The sequence below is a fragment of the Actinophytocola sp. genome, from assembly GCF_045807065.1.
Classification (GTDB): domain Bacteria; phylum Actinomycetota; class Actinomycetes; order Mycobacteriales; family Pseudonocardiaceae; genus Actinophytocola.
Map to the genome: position 1 here is coordinate 1 of NZ_JBJMIE010000454.1, position 19,136 is coordinate 19,136.

Below are 19,136 nucleotides of genomic sequence, written 5' to 3' on the forward strand. Positions count from 1 at the left end.
CTCGACGCCGGCGCCGAGGACTACCTCGGCAAGCCGTTCGACCTGAACGAGCTCCTCGCCCGGCTCCGCGCGCTGCGCCGCCGCCACCTCGACACCGCACGCTCCCTCCCCCTCCCCGGCGGACGGCTCGAACTGGACACCCGCACGGCCACCTTCGAGGAGCATGCCCCGATCCGGCTGTCGATGCGCGAGTGCGACCTGCTCGCCGCGCTCGCCGGCCGGCCGGGCGCCGTGTTCACCCGACGACAGCTGCTCGCGCTCGTGTTCGACGACGCGGAGAGCGAAGCCGTGGTCGACACCTACGTCCACTACCTGCGCCGCAAGCTGGGCCGCGCGGTGATCGACACCGTCCGCGGCCGCGGCTACCAACTCGGACGTGGCCGGTGAACCGCGACCCCGACGCCCGCCTGGTCCGCGCCACGATGCTGCGGCTGGCACTGCAGAGCGCCGCCGCCGTGCTGGTCGCCGTGACGCTGCTCGGCATCGCCGTCGTGTGGATGATCCACCGCACCCAGATCACCCAGCAGAGCAACCAGCTGGACACGGCCATCGCCACCGCGGACGACGTCACCGACCCGCCCGCCGGCGTCTGGCTCGCCATCCGGCACGACGGCCGGACCAGGACCACCCCGCACCTGCCAGGAGGCCTGCCGGACGAGGCCACCCTCGAAGCGGTGGCCACCGACGGGGTCAGCCGCACCATCGACGTCCACGCCGGACACAACGAGTACCGGGTCCGCACCGCCCGCCGGGGTGACCAGGTCGTCCAGGCCGCCCTCGACCTCCGGTACGCCCACGAGGAACGCGACCGCCTCCTGCAGGTGCTGCTGCTCGTCGGCGGCGTCGGCCTCGTGCTCGCCGGCCTCACCGGCGCCTGGGTCGCCCGCCGCGCGGTCACCCCGCTGGTGAACGCACTCGCGCTGCAACGCCGCTTCGTCGCCGACGCCGGCCACGAGCTACGCACCCCGCTCACGCTGCTGAGCACCCGGGCGCAGCTGCTCCGCCGACGCCTCCCCGACGAGTCCGAGGTGGACGGTCTGGTCGCCGACGCCCGGCAGCTGGCCGCGATCCTCGACGACCTGCTGCTGGCCGTCGATCCGCGGGAGGAGATGCCGCGCCGGCCCGTCGACCTCGCGGCACTGCTGCGGGAAGCGGTCGCGGCGGCGGAGCCGGCGGCACAACAACGTGGCGTACGCCTCGCCCTGACCACCACCCCGGTGACCGTCGACGGCTACGAGGCGGGTCTGCGACGAGCGGTGAACGCCTTGCTGGACAACGGGACCCGGCACGCGCGGCACGCCGTCCGGCTGGTGCTCACCAGCACGGGCAGGCAGGCACGCCTGGACGTCGCGGACGACGGCCCGGGCATCGGCGCGGACGTCCTGCCCACGCTGTTCGCGCGGTTCACCCCGGTGCCCGCCGACACCGCCCCCACCGAGCGCCGCCGCTACGGCCTCGGCCTGTCACTGGTCAGCGAGATCGCCACCCGCCACGGCGGCACGGTCACCGCCCGCAACAACGACGAGGGCGGCGCCGTCCTGTCACTCACCCTCCCGACGAGCACCTGAGAAGGATCGGCTCACCTCGTGGCCGTCGCGCGGGGACCCGCGGTCATCGGTGCGGTCACCGGTGCGGGCGCCGCACGGGCCTCACGAGGTCAGGGCGAACGCCGCCGGTTGGGTGCGGGCGACGACCACGGGACAGTGGCTGCGGCGGATGAGGTGGCGCTCGACCGAGCCGAACAGGCTCGACGCGAGCCTCCCGCGGCCGCGGGTTCCCATGACCAGCGACGACGCCGCGCGGGACGCGGCGACGAGCACGTGCCGCGGGTCGTCGGTCGCGACCTCGGTCGACACCTCGACGTCCGGGTACGACGCGGCGAACGCGGTGAACAGCCGAGCCTGGGCGGTCTCGGACGTCCCGTCGCCGCCCCCGGTGACGCAGCGCAGGACCATCAGCGGCCTGCCGGTCCGGTGTGCCGCGGCGTAGGCGTAGGCGAGCGCGGCCTGGGACCCCGGCGACTCGTCGAAGACCACCACCACGGGCGCGGACGCCGCCGGTCCCGCCCGCTCCGCCCTCGGCACCACCGCCAGCGGGCACGGCGTGGCGGTCAGCAGGTCCCCCGGTATCGAGCCGCTGATGGCCTCGCTGAAGGGGCTCGCGTCGTCCGCGCCGACGACCAGCAGGTCAGCGACGTCCGCCGCGGTACGCAGGGCCATCGCCGGTGAGCCGGTGACGACCTCGGTGGTGACCGCGAGGCCCGGCCGGCCGGCCAGCGCCTGGGCCGCCAGCTCCGCGAGCACCGCCGCCGCGACGCGATGTGCGTCCGCGACGTCGTTCGGAAGGTGGCGGTCCGGGGCGGCCGGCGCCGGGCGGGCGGTCACCAGCCGCAGCTCGGCGTGCCGGGCGGCGGCTTCCGCGGCCGCCCAGCGCACCGCGACCCCACTGTCCCTCGTGGACACCCCGGCGACGACCCGCCGGGACTCCGTGTTCATGTCCCGTCCGTCCGGGCCACCGCGACGGGGCATTCCGCGTGGTGCAACAGGGTGTGGCTGACCGAGCCGAGGCCCATGCCGGTGAACGCGCCCCGCCCCCGGGAACCGACCACGATCAGCTGTGCGCCGCCGGCGTGTTCGAGCAACGCGCGGTCGGGGCGGTCCCGCACCACCAGCGGCCGGACCTCCACGTGGGGGAACTTCTCCCGCCACGGGACGAGCCGCTCGGCGAGCAGCTTCTCCTCCTGCCGCCGCACCGAGTCCCAGTCGACCGTGCCCGGCAGCACCGCCCACGCACCGGTCATGGTCACGTCCAGCCACGTGTGCAGGGCGACGAGCGGCACACCGCGGGCCGCCGCCGCCTCGAACGCGAACGTCAGCGCGGCGTCACTCAGCTCGGACCCGTCGACCCCGACCACGATGTCGCCGTCCGTGGGCGGCGCACCGTCCCGGGCGGCCGAGTGCATCACCACGACCGGGCAGTGCGCGTGCGCGGACAGGGCCACCGCGACGGAACCGACGAGCAGGGACGTGAACCCGCCCAGCCCTCGGGAACCGAGCACCATCAGCTGCGCGTCCCGCGACTCGGTCACCAGCACGTCGGCCGCGACGCCCGCGCGGAGGTCCGTGACCACCGCCAGGCCGGGCACGGCGCGCCGGGCGGCCTGGCTCGCCTCGGTCAACCAGTGCCGGCCCTGCTCCAGCAGCGCGGCCTCGTACTCCGGTGGGGGCGGGATCTGCCGGGGGTGCCGCACCGGGGTCAGGTGCACGACGTGGACCAGCCGCAGCGGCGCGCCGCGCCGCTGCGCTTCCGGCGCCGCCCAGCGGACCGCGTGCAGCGCGGAGTCCGATCCGTCCACGCCCACGACGACACAGTGTTCGGTCCGCTCGGCCGGGTGCACGGCGTCGTTGGTGTGCGTCATGATCCTTCCTCCTCCAGGCTGTGCCCCGATCCCGGGGCGGGGGTCTTGTCGAGGCGGCCGGTCAGGGCACCTCGGTGACGGCGTGGACCGGCCTGCGCGGTGTGGTGGCCGCCGGGTGGCCGTAGCCGATGCGCAGCACGGTCTGCGGCTGTCCGGGCTCGTCGAGCAGCACGCGGAGCGCGGCCCGCGTCGCCGGTACCTCCACCGGCTGGGACAGGAACGACGCGCTCAACCCGAGCACGGTCGCGGACAGCAACACGCGCTGCACGGCGAGCCCCGCGTGCAGGTGGTCGCGAGGGGTGTCGCCGTGGGTGGTGAGGACCACGACGAACGGGTCCCGCTCGAACGGGCGCTCCACAGTGGACGCTCGACTGAACTGCCGCGGGACGAGGAGCGAGCCCGCGGTGGGGTGCGGCCCGGCCGCGGCGCGCGGCACCCCGTCCTCGCCGCCGGTGTCGCGCCCGGTCCACGCCGCCAGCTCGCGCTGGTAGTCCGGGTCCTCCACCTGGAGGTGGTCGGCCCTGCGCAGCAGGGTCGCGAGCGTGTCGAGCCGCTTGGGGGTGTCCAGTGGGACCAGGTGCGCGCGCTCCGCCTCGGCGGCGTGCGCCAGCGCGGCCCGGTGCGGCGGCGGGACCGCTCGGTCGGTGAACGGCCGCCGGTTGGTCGCGCGGCGCGTGATGGCGTGCGCGAGCGTCGACTCCTCCGGGGTGCACGGGCGGGCGCCGCTGACGCGCAGCACCGCGAGCAGGTCGGGACGGTCATGGTCGGGCAGCAGGTCGACCACCGCGCCGCGCCCCTCGGCCCGGACCGCGAGCCGCAGGTTGAACAACGCGGCGCCGCAGGACATCCTGGCCTCCCGCGCCGCGGGGTCCACCACCGGCAACACCCGCTCCCGGTCGAGGTGCACCTCGACGAACGGCGGGGCGACCACGAACCGCCACGGCTGCGTGTTGTGCACCGAGGGCGCCCGGACCGCGGCCCGCAGAGCCCGCTCGAGCACGGCGTCCGTGGCGTTCATCGCTCGTCCTCTCCCCAGCTTCGGTTGTCTCAATGCTCGGCGTGACCGGCCGCGCGCGGCAGAGACGGAGGTCCCTGCCGGCAGGGCACAACGTCGCTCGCGCGGAGCGGCCCGAGGCCGGCGGGCGCCGTTCGCCGGACAGGACCAACGCCGCGGAGACAGGGACCTTGGACTCCAGCGCGCGCCCGCCCGCCGACCGAGACTGGTACCGAGCCGAGAGAAGTGGGAGGCGAGCGAGATGTCCGTCAAGGACCACTCGCAGCGTCCACGCACTCGTACCGATCACGCTCGCGGCCGGCAACACCTGGGTCCCGGCAGGACCCGGGCCGACCTCGATCTCGTCAAGCGGCACCCATGGCTACGCTGACCACGATGGACACGACTCGCCCGGAGTGTGCGCCAGACACCCCGGGCGAGTCGTCTTCGTGAAGGGACTTCCGTCCCCGGCGATCAGTGCCAGGAGAACAGCGCGCCGGACCGCGTAGCTCACCCCTCGTGCGGCACCGCCGACGCGCGTGCTCGGCGACATTCGGCGGGACCAGCGTGTCCACCGCACCGGAGATCCGCACGCCGGCGACCGCTCCGCGTTCGCGCTCGCCTCGCCACCAGGTCCAGCATGCGTCGCTGACGCTGCTCGTCGATGCCCGGCGCCACGGCGACCCGCTCAGGCACGCAGTCGGCGCAGGAACGGGTCGGCCGGTTCGCGGGGCACGAGCCGCACTCGCGCGTCCAGCACCTGGCAGCCGTCCGGGTGGACGACGACGGGGTTGAGGTCGAGTTCGGTGACCTCGGGGAGGGTCTCGGCGAGCCGGCTCACCCGGGTGAGGATGTCGACGAGCCCGCCGGTCGGCAGGCCGTGCTCGCCGTCGAACAGGGCTTTCGAGGACCGCAGGCCGGTCACCATGTGCTCGGCGTCCCGGCCGGTCAGCGGGGTGAGGCGGGCGACGCGGTCGGCGATGAGGTCGGTGTCGGTGCCGCCGAGGCCGAACACGACCAGCGGCCCGAACACCTCGTCGGCGTCGACGCCGACGATCAGCTCGCGGCCCGGCGCGGCCATCGGTTGGAGCAGCACCCCCTGCACGGCGGAGCCGAACCGGTCGCGGAAGTTCGCGAGCGCGGTCCGCAGGCCCTCTTCGGTCGCGACGTTCAGCGCGACACCGCCGGCGCGGGCCTTGTGCAGCACGCCCGCCGCGACCACCTTCACGGCGACCCGGCCGCCCAGCTCACGCAGGGCCGTCACGGCGGACTCGGTGTCGACCGCCAGCACCGAACGCACCGCGGGGATGCCGAACAGGCCCAGCAGCCGCATCGTCGCGTCCGGTGCGAGCCAGCCGCCGCCGGGTTGGGCGCGCAGGAACTCCCGCACCAGCGCGTGCGCGCGGTCGAGCTGGAGGTCACCCGGGTCGACCGGGGTGCCGGGGGGTTGGCGGCGCCAGCACGCGTAGGTCGCGAGCCGGCCGAGCGCGGCCGCCGCCGCGGCGGGGTCGGCGAAGCTGGCGGTGGCGGGCGCGGGGTTGCGGGCATCGCCCAGGCCGGTCACGGACGCGAGCTGGCCGGGGCGGGCGACGAGCACGGTCTTGCGCCGCTGCCGGGCGATGGCCGGGGCCGCGGTGACCGGGTCGGCGAGCGCGGTGGGCACGCCGGCGGCGAGGACCGCGTCGATGTTCTCGTCGCCGAGCAGGATCTCCAGGCAGGCCGCGAACGTGGGCGCGTCGATGCCGGCCGTGGTGTCGATGGGGTTGTCCAGCGTGGCCTGTTCGGGCAGCAGCGCGGCGAGCTTGTCCCGGGTTCCGGCCGCGACCCCGGGCAGGACCAGCCCGTTGTGGACACACGCGTCGGCGGCCAGCACCCCGGCACCGCCCGCGTTGGACAGGACCGCCACCCGGTTCCCCGCGGGCAGCGGCTGCCAGGCGAGCGCGGCGAGCACGTCGGTGACCTCGCTGACCGTGTCGACCGCGATCACGCCGGCCTGGGAGAACAACGCGTCCCTGGTCACGGCCGGCGTCGCCGCGGCGGCCGTGTGCGACGCCGCCGCGCGCTGGGCCACGTCACTCTCCGCGGACCGCACCGCGATGACCGGCTTGACGCGGGCGAGACCGCGGGCCAGGCGGCTGAACTTGCGCGGGTTGCCGAACGACTCCAGGTACAGCACGGCGGCGTTGGTGTGCTCGTCGTGCCGCCACCACAGCAGCAGGTCGTTGCCGCTCACGTCGTACTTGTCGCCGGTGGACACCATCGTCGAGACGCCCAACCCGAGCTGGCGCAACAGCTCGACGAGGGCGATGCCCACGCCACCCGACTGCGTCACGATCCCGACCTTCCCCGCCGGCACGTCGCCGCGGGCGAACGTGGCGTCCATCCCGACCGCCGTGTTGACCACCCCGACGCAGTTCGGCCCGACCAGCCGCATGCCGTGCCGCCGCACCGACGCCAGCACCCGCGTGGCGAGGTCGGTACCCGACAACCCGGCCGAGATCACGACCACCGCGGCAATGCCCGCGCGGCCGCACTCCTCGACGACGTCCGGCACGGCGGCGGCCGGCACGCAGACGACCGCGAGGTCGGGTGTCCCGGTCAGCTCGGCCACCGACGGCCGGCACGGCACCCCGGCGATGTCCCCGCCGATCTCCGCGGCGTGCGGGTTGACCGCGAACAACCGGCCGGTGAACCCGCCGTCGAGCAGGTTCCGCAGCACCGCGTGGCCCACCGAGCCAGGCCGCCGGCCGGCCCCGACCACGACGACCGACGCCGGGCGCAGCACCTTGGCCAGGCTCGCCACGTCGGCCACCCGGTCCCGCTCGTCCACCGCGGCGGCGAACGCCTCGTCCTCGGTCAGCGAGATCTCCACGTGCCGCTCGGGTCCGTCGGTCGTCATCCGGTACGGCAGGCCCGCGTCGGCGAAGACGCGGATCATGCGGTGGTTCTCGGCGAGCACCTCGGCCACGAACCGGGTCACGCCGCGGTGGCGCGCCAGCGAGCCCAGGTGCTCGAGCAGCAGCGTGCCCAACCCACGGGCCTGCACGGTGCCGTCGACGACCAGCGCGATCTCCGCGGTCGTGCCACCCGGCATCGTCTCGTAGTCGGCGGCACCCACCAGTTCCTCGCCCAGCCAGGCACCGACCGCGGCGTGCGTGCCGTCGGACGTCCGGGTGATCCGCCTGGCGGTGACGTCCACCACCCTTGTGCCACTGCCGAAGAAGCGGAGATAACTGTCGTGTTCGGACAGTCTCTTGTGGAGGGACAGTACGGTGCCGGCGTCGTCGGCGCCCAGAGCCCGGATCAGGACGACCCGGCCGTCGGCCAGCAACGCCCGCACGCCCTCGGTGCCGACCACCGCGCTCATCGGGGGCTCCACGTGGCGCGGGGACGGGCGCCGTCGTCACGGTCCACGACCGGCACCGCGCCGATGGCGTTGCGCGACGGGACCGCGGCGACGGTCGCGAAGGGCGCACCGGCCCGCACCGAGACCGGGCACCGCGTCATCGCGTCTCCGACGGTCGCCGCCGCCACTCCGGTGGTCACCGCTGCCGCGTGCATCACGCCTCCCTCGAACGTCGCTCCCCCTGGACACCAGCCTCGCCACGCGGCGGCTCGGTGCGCAGAGGCGTAGGCAACGACGGAGGTCGTCGAAGGTCCCGCCACAGGTCCCGGCGGGTGCGGGACCTTCGGCCGGGCCGCGGACGGCGCCTCAGGGCAGGGGGCAGTTCGGCGAAGACTTCAGTCGCGTGTCCTCAGTGGACGATCCGGTTTGTCCGTGCCTACGGATTTCCCTACGCGACAACGAGTCCTGTCCTTCACCATTCTGATTGTTCGACCGTCGAAGGAACTGCTGGCGATACAGTACCTAGGGAGGTGGACATGACGAACGCCGAGCGCATGCCCGACGACCTGCATGACGCGACCCTGGCACGCCTTCTTCGTCAGTTGACCGTCGAGACCGATCGCTTCGCGGAGATGTTCGGTGAGGCGCACGGGCTGCACCGCACGGACCTCAACGCCCTTGTCGTGATCATGGCGGCCACGCGCCGCGGCCGACAGATCTCACCCGGCCAGCTGGCACGGGCGTTGCACCTCAGCGCGTCGGCCACCACCACCGTGCTCGACCGCCTCGAGATCGCCGGATACGTCGAGCGGGACCGCAGTTCCGACGATCGGCGGCGGGTCGAGCTGCGGATGTCGGATCGGATCGTCCGGATGGGGGAACAGTACTTCCGGCCGCTCGGCGTCGAGGTGTCCCGGGCCTGGGCTCGGTTCACCCCGCAGGAACGGGTCACGATCATCGAGTTCCTCACCGCCAGCATCGACGCCACGCTGCAGGTCCGGGCCCGGCTCACCGGCAACGAGGGTTGACCCGGCGTCACGACCGGCGGACCGCGGTCGCCACCAGCGCGAGCCTCGGCAGCTCGGCCACGGCCCCGGTACCCGTCCGGCGAACAGTGAGTTCACGGCACCAGCCCCCGGTGCGGGACGGGACGTCGCCGTAGTCGTAGCGCACGTTCCGCGTCAGCCAGTCCAGCAGGTCGGTCCGGCCCATCCGCAGGCCGTACATGGCGGTCAGGTACCGCAGCAGGCTGTCCACCGCGCCGGTCTCGGTCGCGCCCCACAGGCGGATCGGGTCATAGACCTCGGTCACCGAGACGTCCGAGAAGCCCGTGCCGCGCAGCAGGCCGTGCAGCTCGGCGCGGGTGACGTGGCGGTAGTCGTGGCCGGCGGCGGTGCGATGGTGCACGACCTCGGCGAACCACCGCGCGACCGGCGAGCCCTCCTCGAAGTCGTGGACGAGGATCCGGCCGCCCGGCCGCAGGACGCGGAACGCCTCCGCGCACATGGCGACCCGGTCCGCCACGTGGTGCGTGCCGTACGCGATCAGCACGCCGTCGAAGACACCCTCGCGGAGGAAGAGGAACTCGGCGCTCTGCCGCAGCGCCGGCAGACCGCGGTCCAGTGCGGCCGCCACCATGTGGCCGGCCAGGTCGCTGGTCAGGATCGGACTGGCCGGGTCGTCCGCGGCGAGTGAGCGCCACGCCCTGGTGACCAGGCCGTCCCCGCCCAGCACGTCCAGCAGGCGCAGGCCGGGCGGCAGGGCGGCGAGGTCGGGGTGACCGGTGAGCATCCGCAGCAGGGCCGTGATGCCGGTCAGCCGGGCACCGGTGCTGCGCTGCGCGTCGCGGTAGGAACGGCCCCTGCCGCCGTCGTCGTCGGTCTCGAACTCGTTGCGCTGCCGGGCCAACCGGGCCAGGGCGTCGGCCGCCCCGGCCCGGTCGAACGCGAGCACGTCGGCGAAGTGGGGATGCTCCCGGCGGAAGATCTCCTCGACGTCCCGGCTGCTGAGGTTGGGCAGGTAGCCGGCCGGCTTCGCCGGTGCGGGCCACACCGATGTTCGCTCCACGTGTCCTCGTCAGCGGTAGCGGGGCGTGCTGCGCGACCACCGGAGGTTGCCGTACATGCACGACCGCAGCCCGTCCACATAGGACAACAGCACCGGGTCCGCACCGGCGGTGACGGTGGCTTCCAGCCGCAGGTACGCGTCCAGCTCCTCCTGGCAGATGCGCATGCCCTCCGCCAGCATGCCCTCCGCCAGCGCGCCGTCCGCCGGCTCGGCCGGCGCCAGCAACCACAGCAGGTTGGTGTCGTTGAGCGGGCTGCCCGCCTCCTTGTGACGGGAGTAGATGTCGTTGGTCCAGCTGATGAACGCGGCCGCGTGCACGGTCAGCCGCCGCACGTCCGGCCGGGCCGCCAGGTGGGGCGGCAGGATGGTGCCGGCGTCGTGGCCGACCAGGGTCAGCAGCACGAGCGCGGCCGACGTCATCGGGCGGGTGACCGCGTACCAGTCGGCCCGCACCGGCACGCCGGCGGCGTGCCAGGTCAGCTCCAGCAGCGCGCCGTACAGCGCGGACGACAGCTCCCGCGCGAACCGGTGCGCCCGCACGGGGTCGCCGGCGGCCAGCCGGTCGAGCAGGCCGGCGAGCGCGTCGAGGCAGCGCCGCTGACCGGGGTCGACCTCGGACGTGGGTGGCTGCCAGTGCGCCAGGGGGTCCAGCAGGCGTTCGCAGGACACCAGCAGCGCGGCCACCTCGTCCGGGCGGGAGTCGTGGTCGCCCTGGTCGAGGTAGCGGTCGTCGAACGCGAAGAGCCACGAGATGACCTGTCCGGCCAGCACCGCGTGGTCGACCGGCGCGTGGGGCATGGCCCAGGCGGCCAGCTCGCCGAACCGGCCGGCCCGGAACACGGCCAGCTCCTCGTCGCTGGTGGCGATCCCGCTGGTGCGCACCCAGTCCAGGACCGCCGCCTCGATCCGCGCGGCCTGCGGGTGCACCGGGGTGGTGAACGGGAAGCGCGGCTCCTCGTCCGGCTTCTCCAGCACCAGGACGGTGTACCAGCAGCTCTTCCGGTAGATGTCGAGGATCATCGGGCAGCCGACGTCCATGACCTTGATGAAGTCCTCGCCGTACTGGGCGACCAGGGCGTCGCGGTTCTCCCAGTAGAGCTGCTGCCACATCACCCAGGTGTGGTCGACGCGCATCTCCTCCTGCGGCTCCACGACCCGCTCGACGGTGAACCCGGCGTCGGTGGCCGCGGCCGCCAGCTCGTCGACGGACGGGAGCGGGCTCATGTGGAAGCCGTGCTCCCACATCTGCGTCTCGACCTCGGTCATCGGCTGGCGGCGCGTCATCATGGCGACCAGGGCGCGGCCACCCGGCCGCAGCACGCGGTGCATCTCCCGCAGGCCGAGGGCCCGGTCGGGGACGTGCTCGAAGCTCTCCACGGCCCACGCGGTGTCGAACGACCCGGCCGCGAACGGCAGGTCCATGGCGTCGCCGAACCGGAAGCGGACGCGGTCGGCGAGGCCGGCCCGTGCCGACCGCTCACCGGCCTGGGCGATCTGGACCCGGCTGATGTTCGCGCCGGTGACGTCGAGCCGGTGGCGCTCGCCCAGCCGCAGCGCGGTGTTGCCGGTGCCGCTGCCGACGTCCAGGTGACGCCCACCCGGTCGCGGCGCGAGGAGACCGACGAGGTAGTCGACCATGCGTTCCTGGGAGAGCGAGACGTTCTCGACCGTGGCCCGCTCGGGCAGGTCCTCGCCGGGTGGCCAGACGCCGGAGTGGAAGCTGCGGCCCAGCGCGATGTCGAAGAACGCGGAGAACTGGTCGTACCACGCGCCGACCGCCGCCGAGGTGGTCGACTCCGGGCCGGCACCGGCCTCCTCGGGCCTGCGCACGACGCACACCGCGTAGCCGATCTTGTTGGTCAGGATGCCGTACAGCGAGGCGATGCCGAAGTCCATCATCCCCAGGACGTCCTGGCCGTACTCGGCGAGCAGCGCCTCGCGGTTCTCCTGGTAGAGGTCGTTCCACAGGTGCCAGGTCCGCACGATCTGGAAGTCCTCGAAGGGCTCCAGCAGCCGCTCGACCTCGAGACCGGCCGCGCTCGCCGCGGCCGCCAGCTCGGCGGGCGCGGGCGGCGGGCAGATCTCGAAACCGCTCTGCCACACGGCCGTCTCGGTCTCGTCCAGCTCGAACCGCTTGCTGTTGACCGCGACCAGCCCCCGGCCGCCCGGCCGCAGCACCCGGCGGATCTCGCCGAACGCCTTGACCCGGTCGCTCATGTGGTCGAAGCTCTCCACCGCCCACGCGAGGTCGAAGCTCGCGTCCGGGTACGGCAGGTCCATGCCGTTCCCGTACTCGAACCGCACCCGGTCGGCGAGCCCGGCCTCCTCCGCCCGCTCGGCGGCGGCACTCACCTGGGCGCGGCTGACCGTGCACGCGGTGACCTCGACCTCGTGCTTGGTGGCGAGCTGGAGCGCGGTGCGCCCGCTGCCACAGCCGATGTCGAGGAGCCGCTGACCGGGCCGCGGGCGCAGGAGCGCCGCGAGCTTGTCGACGTGGCGTTCCTGGGCGTGCCAGAGCTGGTCGCGGGTGCTCACGCCGCTGTCCCGCTCCGCCGTGTCGCCCGGGTCCCACGCCCCGGCGTGGTGGCTGCGGCCGAGGATCAGGTCGAACAGGACCGAGTAGTTGTCCAGCCAGGTCCCCACCCGTTCCGGTGTCGGCAGTGCGGAGTCGGTGGCCGAGGTCGTGGTCATGGGGGTACCTCCGAAAGGTGCGGCAGGGTCGGGCCGGGGGTCAGACGGTGGCGGACTTCCGCGCCGGGCGCGGCACGCGGCGCCGGCCGGGGGTGAACGCGACCGGCAGGTGACGCAGCGCGTAGGTCTCCCCCGCGTCGGGGAAGCGTTCCCCCGGCCCGGTGACGCGGAAGTCGGGCAGCCGGGTGAGGATCTCGTCGAGCATCACCTGGAACAGCACGGTGGCGAGGTTGGCGCCGAGGCACCGGTGCTCACCGACGCCGAAGGCGAGGTGGCGGACGCGCGGCCGGTCGACGTCCAGCTCGTCGGGGCGGTCGACGAACCCGGAGTCCCGGTTGGCGGCGGCGAACATCAGCAGCACCGGGTCCCCCGCGCGCAGGTGCTGCCCGAAGAACTCCGCGTCGCGGGTCACGGTCCTGGCCAACCCCGTCACCGGGGTGTCGTGCCGCAGGAACTCCTCGGTCGCCGCGGGGAGCAGCCCGCGGTCGGCGACCAGCCGTGCCCGCAGGTCCTGGTCCTCGTCGAGGCGGACCAGCGCGTTGCCGACCAGCCCGCTGGTGGTGTCCATGCCCGCGAGGAACAGCGTGAACGTGTACATGCTGACCTCGAGCGGGTCGAGCGCGCGCCCCTCCACCCGCCCGCGCATGATGCTGCTGAGCAGGTCGTCGCCGAGGCCGTTCGCCTCGCGCCGGCCCACCTCCTCGGCGATGTCGGCGAACAGCTTCCCCGCGGTGGCCAGGGTCCTTGCCTCGTCGGTGGTCCTGTCGTGCATGAGGAAGTGGACGCAGTCCACCCATTCGGGCCAGCGGTGCTGCGCGAAGCCGAGCATCGCCAGGATCGTGCGGGCCGGCAGCGGCGTCGCCAGCTCGGCCGCGATGTCGCACTCGCCGCGCTCGACGAACTCGTCGACCAGCTCGCCGGCCATCTCGCGGATCGTCGGCTCCAGTGCGCGGACGGCGTTGGCGGTGAAGTGCCGCGCGGTGACCGCCCGCAGCTCCCTGGTGAGCGGCGGGTCGCTCTCGATCGGCAGCAGCGGCGCGGGAATGGGTGAGGCCGGGATGCCCACCGACGGGCGGGAGCTGAAGAGGTCGTCGTCCCGCAGCGCGGCCTCCACCGGCTCGTAGCCGGTCAGCACCCAGTAGCCGCCGTGCGCCTCGGTGTGGGCGACCGGGCACCGCGCCCGCAGGTCGGCCATGACCTCGTAGTTGCGGGCGCAGAAGTCCGCGGAATGGTGGTCGAACTCGACCTCGGCGCGCGGGTTGGTCGCTGTCATCGGTGTGTCCTTCCGGTTCGTGGGGTCACCAGGCGCGCACGCCGGCGAAGTGCGCCGCGCCGACCAGGACCTCACGGCAGGCGTCACTCATCGGTGCCTCGTCGATGGCCAGCACGGCCTCCCGGGTGAGGCCGGTGATCACCCGCTCCAGCTCGTCCGCGGCCCCGGTGCGGCGGAGCAGCGCGCGCACGGACTCCAGGTCGAGCGCGCCGGCGCCCAGCAGCGCCGCGTCCGCGCCCTCGGCGTGGTTCTCGAGAATGGCGAACAGGCGGGTCGCCTTCTGCTGCAGGATGTCCCCCGCGACGGGTTTGCCGGTCTGCTGCTCGTCGCCGAAGATGTCCAGCAGGTCGTCGCGGTGCTGGAACGCCTCGCCGATCGCCCTGCCGTAGCGGCGCAGGTACGGCGCCAGCTCGTCGCCGCGCGGGGTCAGCGCGGCCCCGACCAGCAGCGGTCCCTCCACGGTGTAGCTCGCGGTCTTGAGCAGGGCGGTCCGCGAGTAGAGCGCCGGGTCGTGCCGCACCGCGGCGGCGCACTCCAGGTCGAGGTACTGGCCGAGCATCAGCTGCGTGGCCGCCCGGAAGAACACCCGCCGCGCCGGCGCGGGCAGGGAGGCGGTCAGCTCGCCGCAGACCAGGAACGCGAGGTCGCCGAGCAGGATGGCCATGTTCTCGCCGTAGCGCTCGGCGGCGCCCCGCAGGCCGAGCGCGCGGTGCCGGTCGGCGAACAGGACGTGGATCGTCGGCCGCGACCGGCGGACCGGCGCCTCGTCCATCACGTCGTCGTGCACGAGCGCGAACAGGTGCAACAGCTCCAGCACGGCGCCGGCCTCGATGACGCGCTCGTCGTCCGGGTCCCCGCCGGCCGCGGTGAAGGCCCAGTACACGAACGCGGGGCGGATGCGCTTGCCGTTGGCCAGGGCCATGGCCCGCAGCGGGGCGAGCCCCGGCGAGTCGTGCTCGAGGACCGCCGCGCTGTCGGCCACCACGCGGTCGAACAACGTGGACAGCCGGGCGTCGACCCGACGCCGCACCGCGCCGAGGTCGGCGTGGAACCGTGCCATCACCCGCTCGTCCGGCGCGCTCATGCCGAACCCGGCCGGACCGGGTCGTGTCTCCACGCTCATGGCGGCCTCAGCGCACGGCCGCGGTGGCCACCTGCGCCACCCGGCCCGCGAAGCCGTCGTACAGTTCCCGCACCAGGTCCTCCCGCAGGTCCCGCTGGTCGAAGGTCACCATGGCCTCCAGGTCGCCGCCCGGCCTGCGGTGCAGCCGGAACATCAGCCCGACGTCCCCGGTCGGGCCGACCTCGGTGCTGGACAGCACCCGGCCGCGGGCCGGCCCGAAGGCGATCTCCGTGCCCGCCGGGTCCGCGGCGATGTACTGGAACATGCAGATGCCAGCGGGCTCGGTGGCGACCGCCGCCAGCACGTCCTGGTGCAGCGAGAGCACGTCGATGGCCGGGAAGTGCGCCCGGTCGTACGCCTCGCGGACGACGTCCCGCACGGTCGGGGTCAGGCTCGGCCAGTCGGCGTCCGGCGGGATGACGACCCGCAGCAGCGCCGGGTGGATGAACTGCCCGATCATCTCCCTGACCTCCGGGCGGTCCCGCTGCTCGAAGGCGGTCACCGCCAGGATGTCGCGGGTCAGCCCGCGGTCGGCCATGGCGAGGCAGAACCCGGTGAAGAGCGTGGCGAACAACGTGGTGCGGTGCCGCAGCGCCCACCGTTCCAGCGCGGCCGCGCCGGGCGCGTCCAGCAGCGGCAGCCGCATCGCCTGGGTGCGTGGCGGCGTGCTCCAGTCCCGGGTCAGGCCGGGGGCGAGCGGGATGGGGCGGGCGCCGGCGAGGTGGTGCCGCCAGTACTCCCGGTCGGCGTCCAGCCGGCCGCGGACGCTCTCGATGCGTTCCGCCACGTACTCGCCGAACCGCACCGGCGGCGGTGGACCGTCCACACCGGACAGTCGCGCGGTGTAGAGCCGGCCCAGCTCCGCCATCGCGAGGCCCAGCGACGACGGGTCGGTGTGCACGTGGTGGATGATCAGGTTGACCAGGTGGCTCCCGTCGTCGAGCCGGACCACCTGGCCGCGGACGAGGGGCGGTTCGTCGACGGGCACCGGGGTCCCCGCCCAGACGGCCGCCAGCTCGGTGGCCAGCGCCGCGTCACCGGAACGCACGTCCAGGTGCGCGCCGCGGTGCGGGTGCACCCGCTGTACCCAGCCGTCGCCGTCCTTGACGAGGTCGCTGCGCAGGACCTCGTTGCTCGCCACGAGGTCGTCGTAGGCGGCGTCGAGCAGCTCGACGTCCAGCTCACCGGTGACCAGGGCCGAGATCGCCATGGCCATGTGCGGTCCGGTCGCGTCGCCGGGAATCAGGTCCTGGGCGATCATGAGCGTGTACTGGAACATGGCCGCGGGCCAGGTCGACAGCATGCGTCTCCCTACCACGAAATTCACGAACAAATGGGATGGGAAAAAGCGAACCGAACTCACCGGATTCTCGGCTCGTTCGGAAGCTACCACCCGTGGCAGCGTTGTGACCAGGGCCGAAAACCTTACTGTTTTCGAAACAATCGAGAGTCGAAGAACCGGCGCGATTCTTTGCTCGGGCCAGGTTCGCCTGGTTGACTGGCGAGCGCCGACAACCATTGCGGACCTTTCGGTTTTATGGGTTCTCTGGCTCGACGATTTCGGGCCGATTAGGAGCGGTGATGCATCCGAAGACCACGCGCACGATCAGCCCGGCGGAGTGGGGCGACCTGCGGCGGACGGTCGCGCTGCGCGCGGAGGGCCGCCGGGCCGTCGCGACCGACGCCGCCTACGCGACCCCGATGCCGCGCGAGGTGAGCCTGCAGCTGACCTACCGCTGCAACCTGCGGTGCGAGCACTGCTTCCAGTGGAGCGACCAGGGCTTCTTCCAGGACTTCAGCAAGGAGAAGCAGCGCACCGAGCTGGACCTCGGGATCGTCGAGAAGGTCCTGCGCTCGACCGAGGAGACGAACGCGAAGGTCTTCCTGTGGGGCGGGGAACCGCTGATGTACACCAGGTTCGCCGAGCTGGCGGACCTGCTCGCCGGCACCCGGCGCGTGGTCAACATCTGCACGAACGCCCTGCTGATCGAGCGCAACATGGACCACCTGCTCAAGATCGGCTCCGGGCTGCGGTTCCTGGTCAGCCTCGACGGCCTCGGCGCGGACCACGAGGCGTTGCGGGGCAAGGGCACCTTCCCGCGCACCATCAGGAACGTCCAGGCGCTCCTGGACCGGCAGCGGTCCGGCGATTTCGCGGGCGAGGTCTCGCTGTCCTGCATGGTGAGCAACGAGACCATCGGCTCGATGTACGAGTTCATGGAGTGGGCGGAGGAGCTGGGCGTCAACTCGGTGTACTTCCAGTTCCCGTGGTACATCAGCCCTGCGGTGGCCGAGTCGATGGACCGGCTGTACGAGGAGTCCTTCTCCTGGCTCAACCCGCCCCCGCCCGGCACCAAGCCGGCGTGGCACTCCTACACCTACCGCCTGCTGCCCGAGAACGTCGACACGCTCAAGGAGTCCATGGCGCGGCTCGCCGAGCGCCGGTGGCGCGTGCGGGTGCGGTACCAGCCGCAGCTGGAGGCCGACGAGGTGGACGAGTTCGTGCTCGGCACGCCGCGGCCGGCGCAGAAGCGCAGCCGCTGCCTCGCCGTCTCCAACCGCCTGGAGGTGCACGCGGACGGCAAGGTCAGCTCGTGCAAGTTCTTCCCGGAGTTCGTGATCGGCGACCTCAACGACGACAGCGTCGAGGACGTGTGGCAGGGCGAGGCGTTCCGCCGCGTGCGCACCGTCCTGCGCGGGACCAGCCTCATGCCGGTGTGCTCGAAGTGCATCCTGTTGTACCTGAACGGAGTCTGAGCGTTGACCGAAGCGCAGCCCCGCGTGGCCGCCGCCACGTACGAGTCGGTGTCGGGACGGACCAGGGCCGTGCTCGGTGAGGTGCTCGGCAACCCGGCACTCGCCGCGACGATCACCGACGACACGGACATCATCCACGATCTCGGCCTCGACTCGATCCAGGCGATCAACTTCCTGCTCGCGCTGGAGGACGCGTTCGACGTGGAGCTGGAGTTCGAGGAGCTGACCTACGAGCAGCTGCAGAGGTTCTCGCAGGTGTGCGGCTTCGTCATCGCCGCGCTGGAGTCGTCGTGACCGCCTCCCGGACGGTCCGGCTGGGCACGTTCGACGTCGAGCGCCGGTGGCGGCCGGCCGGGCTGGCGCAGCTGCCCGCCGTCCGCGACCCCGACGCGGACCGCACCGCGGCCGCGATGGACGAGCTGCTCGCGTGGTCGTGCGAGCCCGGTGACGTGCTGGTCACCGGGGAGGACGTGCCCGCGTCGTTCCTGGCGCTGCTGGGCGGGTTCGGGATCGAGGTCACCCACCGGGTCGCCCCGCCGGCCGCCGAGGTGTCCAGTGTGGAGGGTCGCCTGCTGGGCGCGGCGCCCGGCGACCTGTACGGCGGGGCTTTCCGGCCGTACGCCGTCCTGCCGGAGACCGCGCCGCTCGTCGCCGCCTACGGCCTGCGCACCCCGCCCGCCGACCTGGCGACGGTGTGCCGGGTCAGCTCGAAGTCGTGGTCCAACGCGCTGGTGTGCGAGCTGGGGCTGCCCGGCGCCGGTGTCCTGGTCGACTCGGTGCCCGCGCTGGTCGACGCGGTGGCCCGGTTCGACGGCGCGCCCGTGCTCCTCAAGGACCCGTACGGCGTCGGCGGACGCGGCATCATCGAGGTGTCGTCGCCACGCGTGCTCAACACGGTCTGCCGGGTACTGACCAGGCAGGCCGAGCGCGGCCTGGCCGTGGAGCTGCTGGTGCAGCGCAAGCTGGACAAGGTCGCGGACTTCTCGGCGCAGTTCGACGTCACGCCGCGGGGCCGGGTGGACTGGCGCGGCGTGCAGGCCTTCGACAACGTCGGGTTCTCCCACGTGGGCACCCGGCCACCCGCCGCGGCCGTCGGCAGGCGGCTCGACGAGGTGGGGTACCGGGCGGTCATGACCGACGTCGGCGCCGCGCTGGCGTCGGCGGGATACCACGGACCGGTCTGCGTCGACGCGATGATGTTGCGGGACGGCACGGTCGTGCCCGTCCTGGAGGTCAACCCGAGGATGTCCGTCGGGTTGCTGACCATGCTGGCGGCCCGACGGCTCACCGGCACCGTCACCGGCGCCCGGCTGGCCGTGCGGACCGTGCGGTGCGGCGACGACGCGTGGCAGGTGTTCGACGACCTGCTGGCACACCTGCGTGCGCGGGACGTGCTGCTCTCCCCCGGCGGCACCGGCCTGTTGCCGCTGGCCGTCAACACGCTGCGCACGTCCCGGGGGAAGCTGA

16 protein-coding genes are annotated in these 19,136 nt (G+C 73.3%); 6 read left to right on the top strand and 10 right to left on the bottom strand.

The window, feature by feature from the left end:
• Positions 1-387 (top strand): DNA-binding response regulator (locus ACJ73U_RS26550; RefSeq protein ID WP_407780434.1); only part of this gene is annotated, 387 nt, incomplete at its 5' end.
• Entirely contained in the window at positions 384-1,568 is a 1,185-nt protein-coding gene (locus tag ACJ73U_RS26555) for a sensor histidine kinase (protein ID WP_407780435.1), read from the top strand. The genes ACJ73U_RS26550 and ACJ73U_RS26555, both read left to right, overlap by 4 nt.
• A gap of 81 nt (positions 1,569-1,649) precedes the next feature.
• Here ACJ73U_RS26555 and ACJ73U_RS26560 read toward each other — a convergent pair whose 3' ends face one another.
• From ACJ73U_RS26560 to ACJ73U_RS26580, 5 genes are all read right to left on the bottom strand, one after another.
• On the bottom strand, positions 1,650-2,495 hold the full coding sequence (locus ACJ73U_RS26560; protein ID WP_407780436.1) for a universal stress protein: 846 nt from the start codon (positions 2,493-2,495) through the stop codon (positions 1,650-1,652).
• A complete protein-coding gene (locus tag ACJ73U_RS26565) occupies positions 2,492-3,418 on the bottom strand; it encodes a universal stress protein (RefSeq protein ID WP_407780437.1) in 927 nt (308 codons plus the stop codon). Before ACJ73U_RS26565 ends, ACJ73U_RS26560 begins: the two co-directional genes overlap by 4 nt.
• A 61-nt stretch (positions 3,419-3,479) precedes the next feature.
• Positions 3,480-4,436, bottom strand: a complete 957-nt coding sequence (locus tag ACJ73U_RS26570) for an Acg family FMN-binding oxidoreductase (protein ID WP_407780438.1) — start codon at positions 4,434-4,436, stop codon at positions 3,480-3,482.
• Positions 4,437-5,100: 664 nt separating this feature from the next.
• Positions 5,101-7,779: a GNAT family N-acetyltransferase gene (locus ACJ73U_RS26575; RefSeq protein WP_407780439.1), complete on the bottom strand. Its 2,679-nt coding sequence runs from the start codon at positions 7,777-7,779 to the stop codon at positions 5,101-5,103.
• Positions 7,776-7,973 (bottom strand): hypothetical protein, encoded by a 198-nt coding sequence (locus ACJ73U_RS26580; RefSeq protein WP_407780440.1) that lies wholly within the window; start codon positions 7,971-7,973, stop codon positions 7,776-7,778. Before ACJ73U_RS26580 ends, ACJ73U_RS26575 begins: the two co-directional genes overlap by 4 nt.
• A gap of 321 nt (positions 7,974-8,294) precedes the next feature.
• On the opposite strand from ACJ73U_RS26580, the gene ACJ73U_RS26585 reads away from it, so the two are divergent.
• A complete protein-coding gene (locus ACJ73U_RS26585) occupies positions 8,295-8,786 on the top strand; it encodes a MarR family winged helix-turn-helix transcriptional regulator (protein WP_407780441.1) in 492 nt (163 codons plus the stop codon).
• Between the two features lie 7 nt (positions 8,787-8,793).
• Here the strand turns inward: ACJ73U_RS26585 and ACJ73U_RS26590 are convergent, their stop codons facing one another.
• Genes ACJ73U_RS26590 through ACJ73U_RS26610 form a run of 5 tightly spaced genes read right to left on the bottom strand, consistent with a single transcriptional unit; the run spans position 8,794 to position 16,215 of the window.
• Positions 8,794-9,825: a methyltransferase domain-containing protein gene (locus ACJ73U_RS26590; RefSeq protein WP_407780442.1), complete on the bottom strand. Its 1,032-nt coding sequence runs from the start codon at positions 9,823-9,825 to the stop codon at positions 8,794-8,796.
• Positions 9,826-9,834: 9 nt separating this feature from the next.
• Positions 9,835-12,516 carry a methyltransferase domain-containing protein gene (locus ACJ73U_RS26595; RefSeq protein ID WP_407780443.1) on the bottom strand — a complete coding sequence of 894 codons (2,682 nt, stop codon included), beginning with the start codon at positions 12,514-12,516 and terminating at the stop codon, positions 9,835-9,837.
• Between the two features lie 40 nt (positions 12,517-12,556).
• On the bottom strand, positions 12,557-13,789 hold the full coding sequence (locus ACJ73U_RS26600; RefSeq protein WP_407780444.1) for a cytochrome P450: 1,233 nt from the start codon (positions 13,787-13,789) through the stop codon (positions 12,557-12,559).
• 25 nt (positions 13,790-13,814) lie between these two features.
• Positions 13,815-14,912, bottom strand: a complete 1,098-nt coding sequence (locus tag ACJ73U_RS26605; RefSeq protein WP_407780445.1) for a polyprenyl synthetase family protein — start codon at positions 14,910-14,912, stop codon at positions 13,815-13,817.
• 7 nt (positions 14,913-14,919) lie between these two features.
• Positions 14,920-16,215 carry a condensation domain-containing protein gene (locus ACJ73U_RS26610; RefSeq protein ID WP_407780446.1) on the bottom strand — a complete coding sequence of 432 codons (1,296 nt, stop codon included), beginning with the start codon at positions 16,213-16,215 and terminating at the stop codon, positions 14,920-14,922.
• Positions 16,216-16,493: 278 nt separating this feature from the next.
• On the opposite strand from ACJ73U_RS26610, the gene ACJ73U_RS26615 reads away from it, so the two are divergent.
• The 3 genes from ACJ73U_RS26615 to ACJ73U_RS26625 all read left to right on the top strand — a co-directional run.
• Positions 16,494-17,669, top strand: coding sequence for a radical SAM protein (locus ACJ73U_RS26615; protein ID WP_407780447.1), 1,176 nt, complete (start codon positions 16,494-16,496; stop codon positions 17,667-17,669).
• A gap of 3 nt (positions 17,670-17,672) precedes the next feature.
• The gene (locus tag ACJ73U_RS26620) at positions 17,673-17,963 is read left to right on the top strand and encodes an acyl carrier protein (protein WP_407780448.1); all 291 of its coding nucleotides are present in this window, start codon (positions 17,673-17,675) and stop codon (positions 17,961-17,963) included.
• Positions 17,960-19,136 (top strand): hypothetical protein (locus ACJ73U_RS26625; RefSeq protein ID WP_407780449.1); only part of this gene is annotated, 1,177 nt, incomplete at its 3' end. The genes ACJ73U_RS26620 and ACJ73U_RS26625, both read left to right, overlap by 4 nt.

Excerpts from the sequence above, each read along its gene's own strand:
- ACJ73U_RS26565 (WP_407780437.1), bottom strand. The coding sequence starts at position 3,418 with ATGACGCACACCAACGACGCCGTGCACCCGGCCGAGCGGACCGAACAC.
- ACJ73U_RS26560 (WP_407780436.1), bottom strand. The coding sequence starts at position 2,495 with ATGAACACGGAGTCCCGGCGGGTCGTCGCCGGGGTGTCCACGAGGGAC.
- ACJ73U_RS26605 (WP_407780445.1), bottom strand. The coding sequence starts at position 14,912 with ATGAGCGTGGAGACACGACCCGGTCCGGCCGGGTTCGGCATGAGCGCG.
- ACJ73U_RS26580 (WP_407780440.1), bottom strand. The coding sequence starts at position 7,973 with ATGCACGCGGCAGCGGTGACCACCGGAGTGGCGGCGGCGACCGTCGGA.
- ACJ73U_RS26600 (WP_407780444.1), bottom strand. The coding sequence starts at position 13,789 with ATGACAGCGACCAACCCGCGCGCCGAGGTCGAGTTCGACCACCATTCC.
- ACJ73U_RS26575 (WP_407780439.1), bottom strand. The coding sequence starts at position 7,779 with ATGAGCGCGGTGGTCGGCACCGAGGGCGTGCGGGCGTTGCTGGCCGAC.
- ACJ73U_RS26595 (WP_407780443.1), bottom strand. The coding sequence starts at position 12,516 with ATGACCACGACCTCGGCCACCGACTCCGCACTGCCGACACCGGAACGG.
- ACJ73U_RS26570 (WP_407780438.1), bottom strand. The coding sequence starts at position 4,436 with ATGAACGCCACGGACGCCGTGCTCGAGCGGGCTCTGCGGGCCGCGGTC.
- ACJ73U_RS26585 (WP_407780441.1), top strand. The coding sequence starts at position 8,295 with ATGACGAACGCCGAGCGCATGCCCGACGACCTGCATGACGCGACCCTG.
- ACJ73U_RS26615 (WP_407780447.1), top strand. The coding sequence starts at position 16,494 with ATGCATCCGAAGACCACGCGCACGATCAGCCCGGCGGAGTGGGGCGAC.
- ACJ73U_RS26610 (WP_407780446.1), bottom strand. The coding sequence starts at position 16,215 with ATGCTGTCGACCTGGCCCGCGGCCATGTTCCAGTACACGCTCATGATC.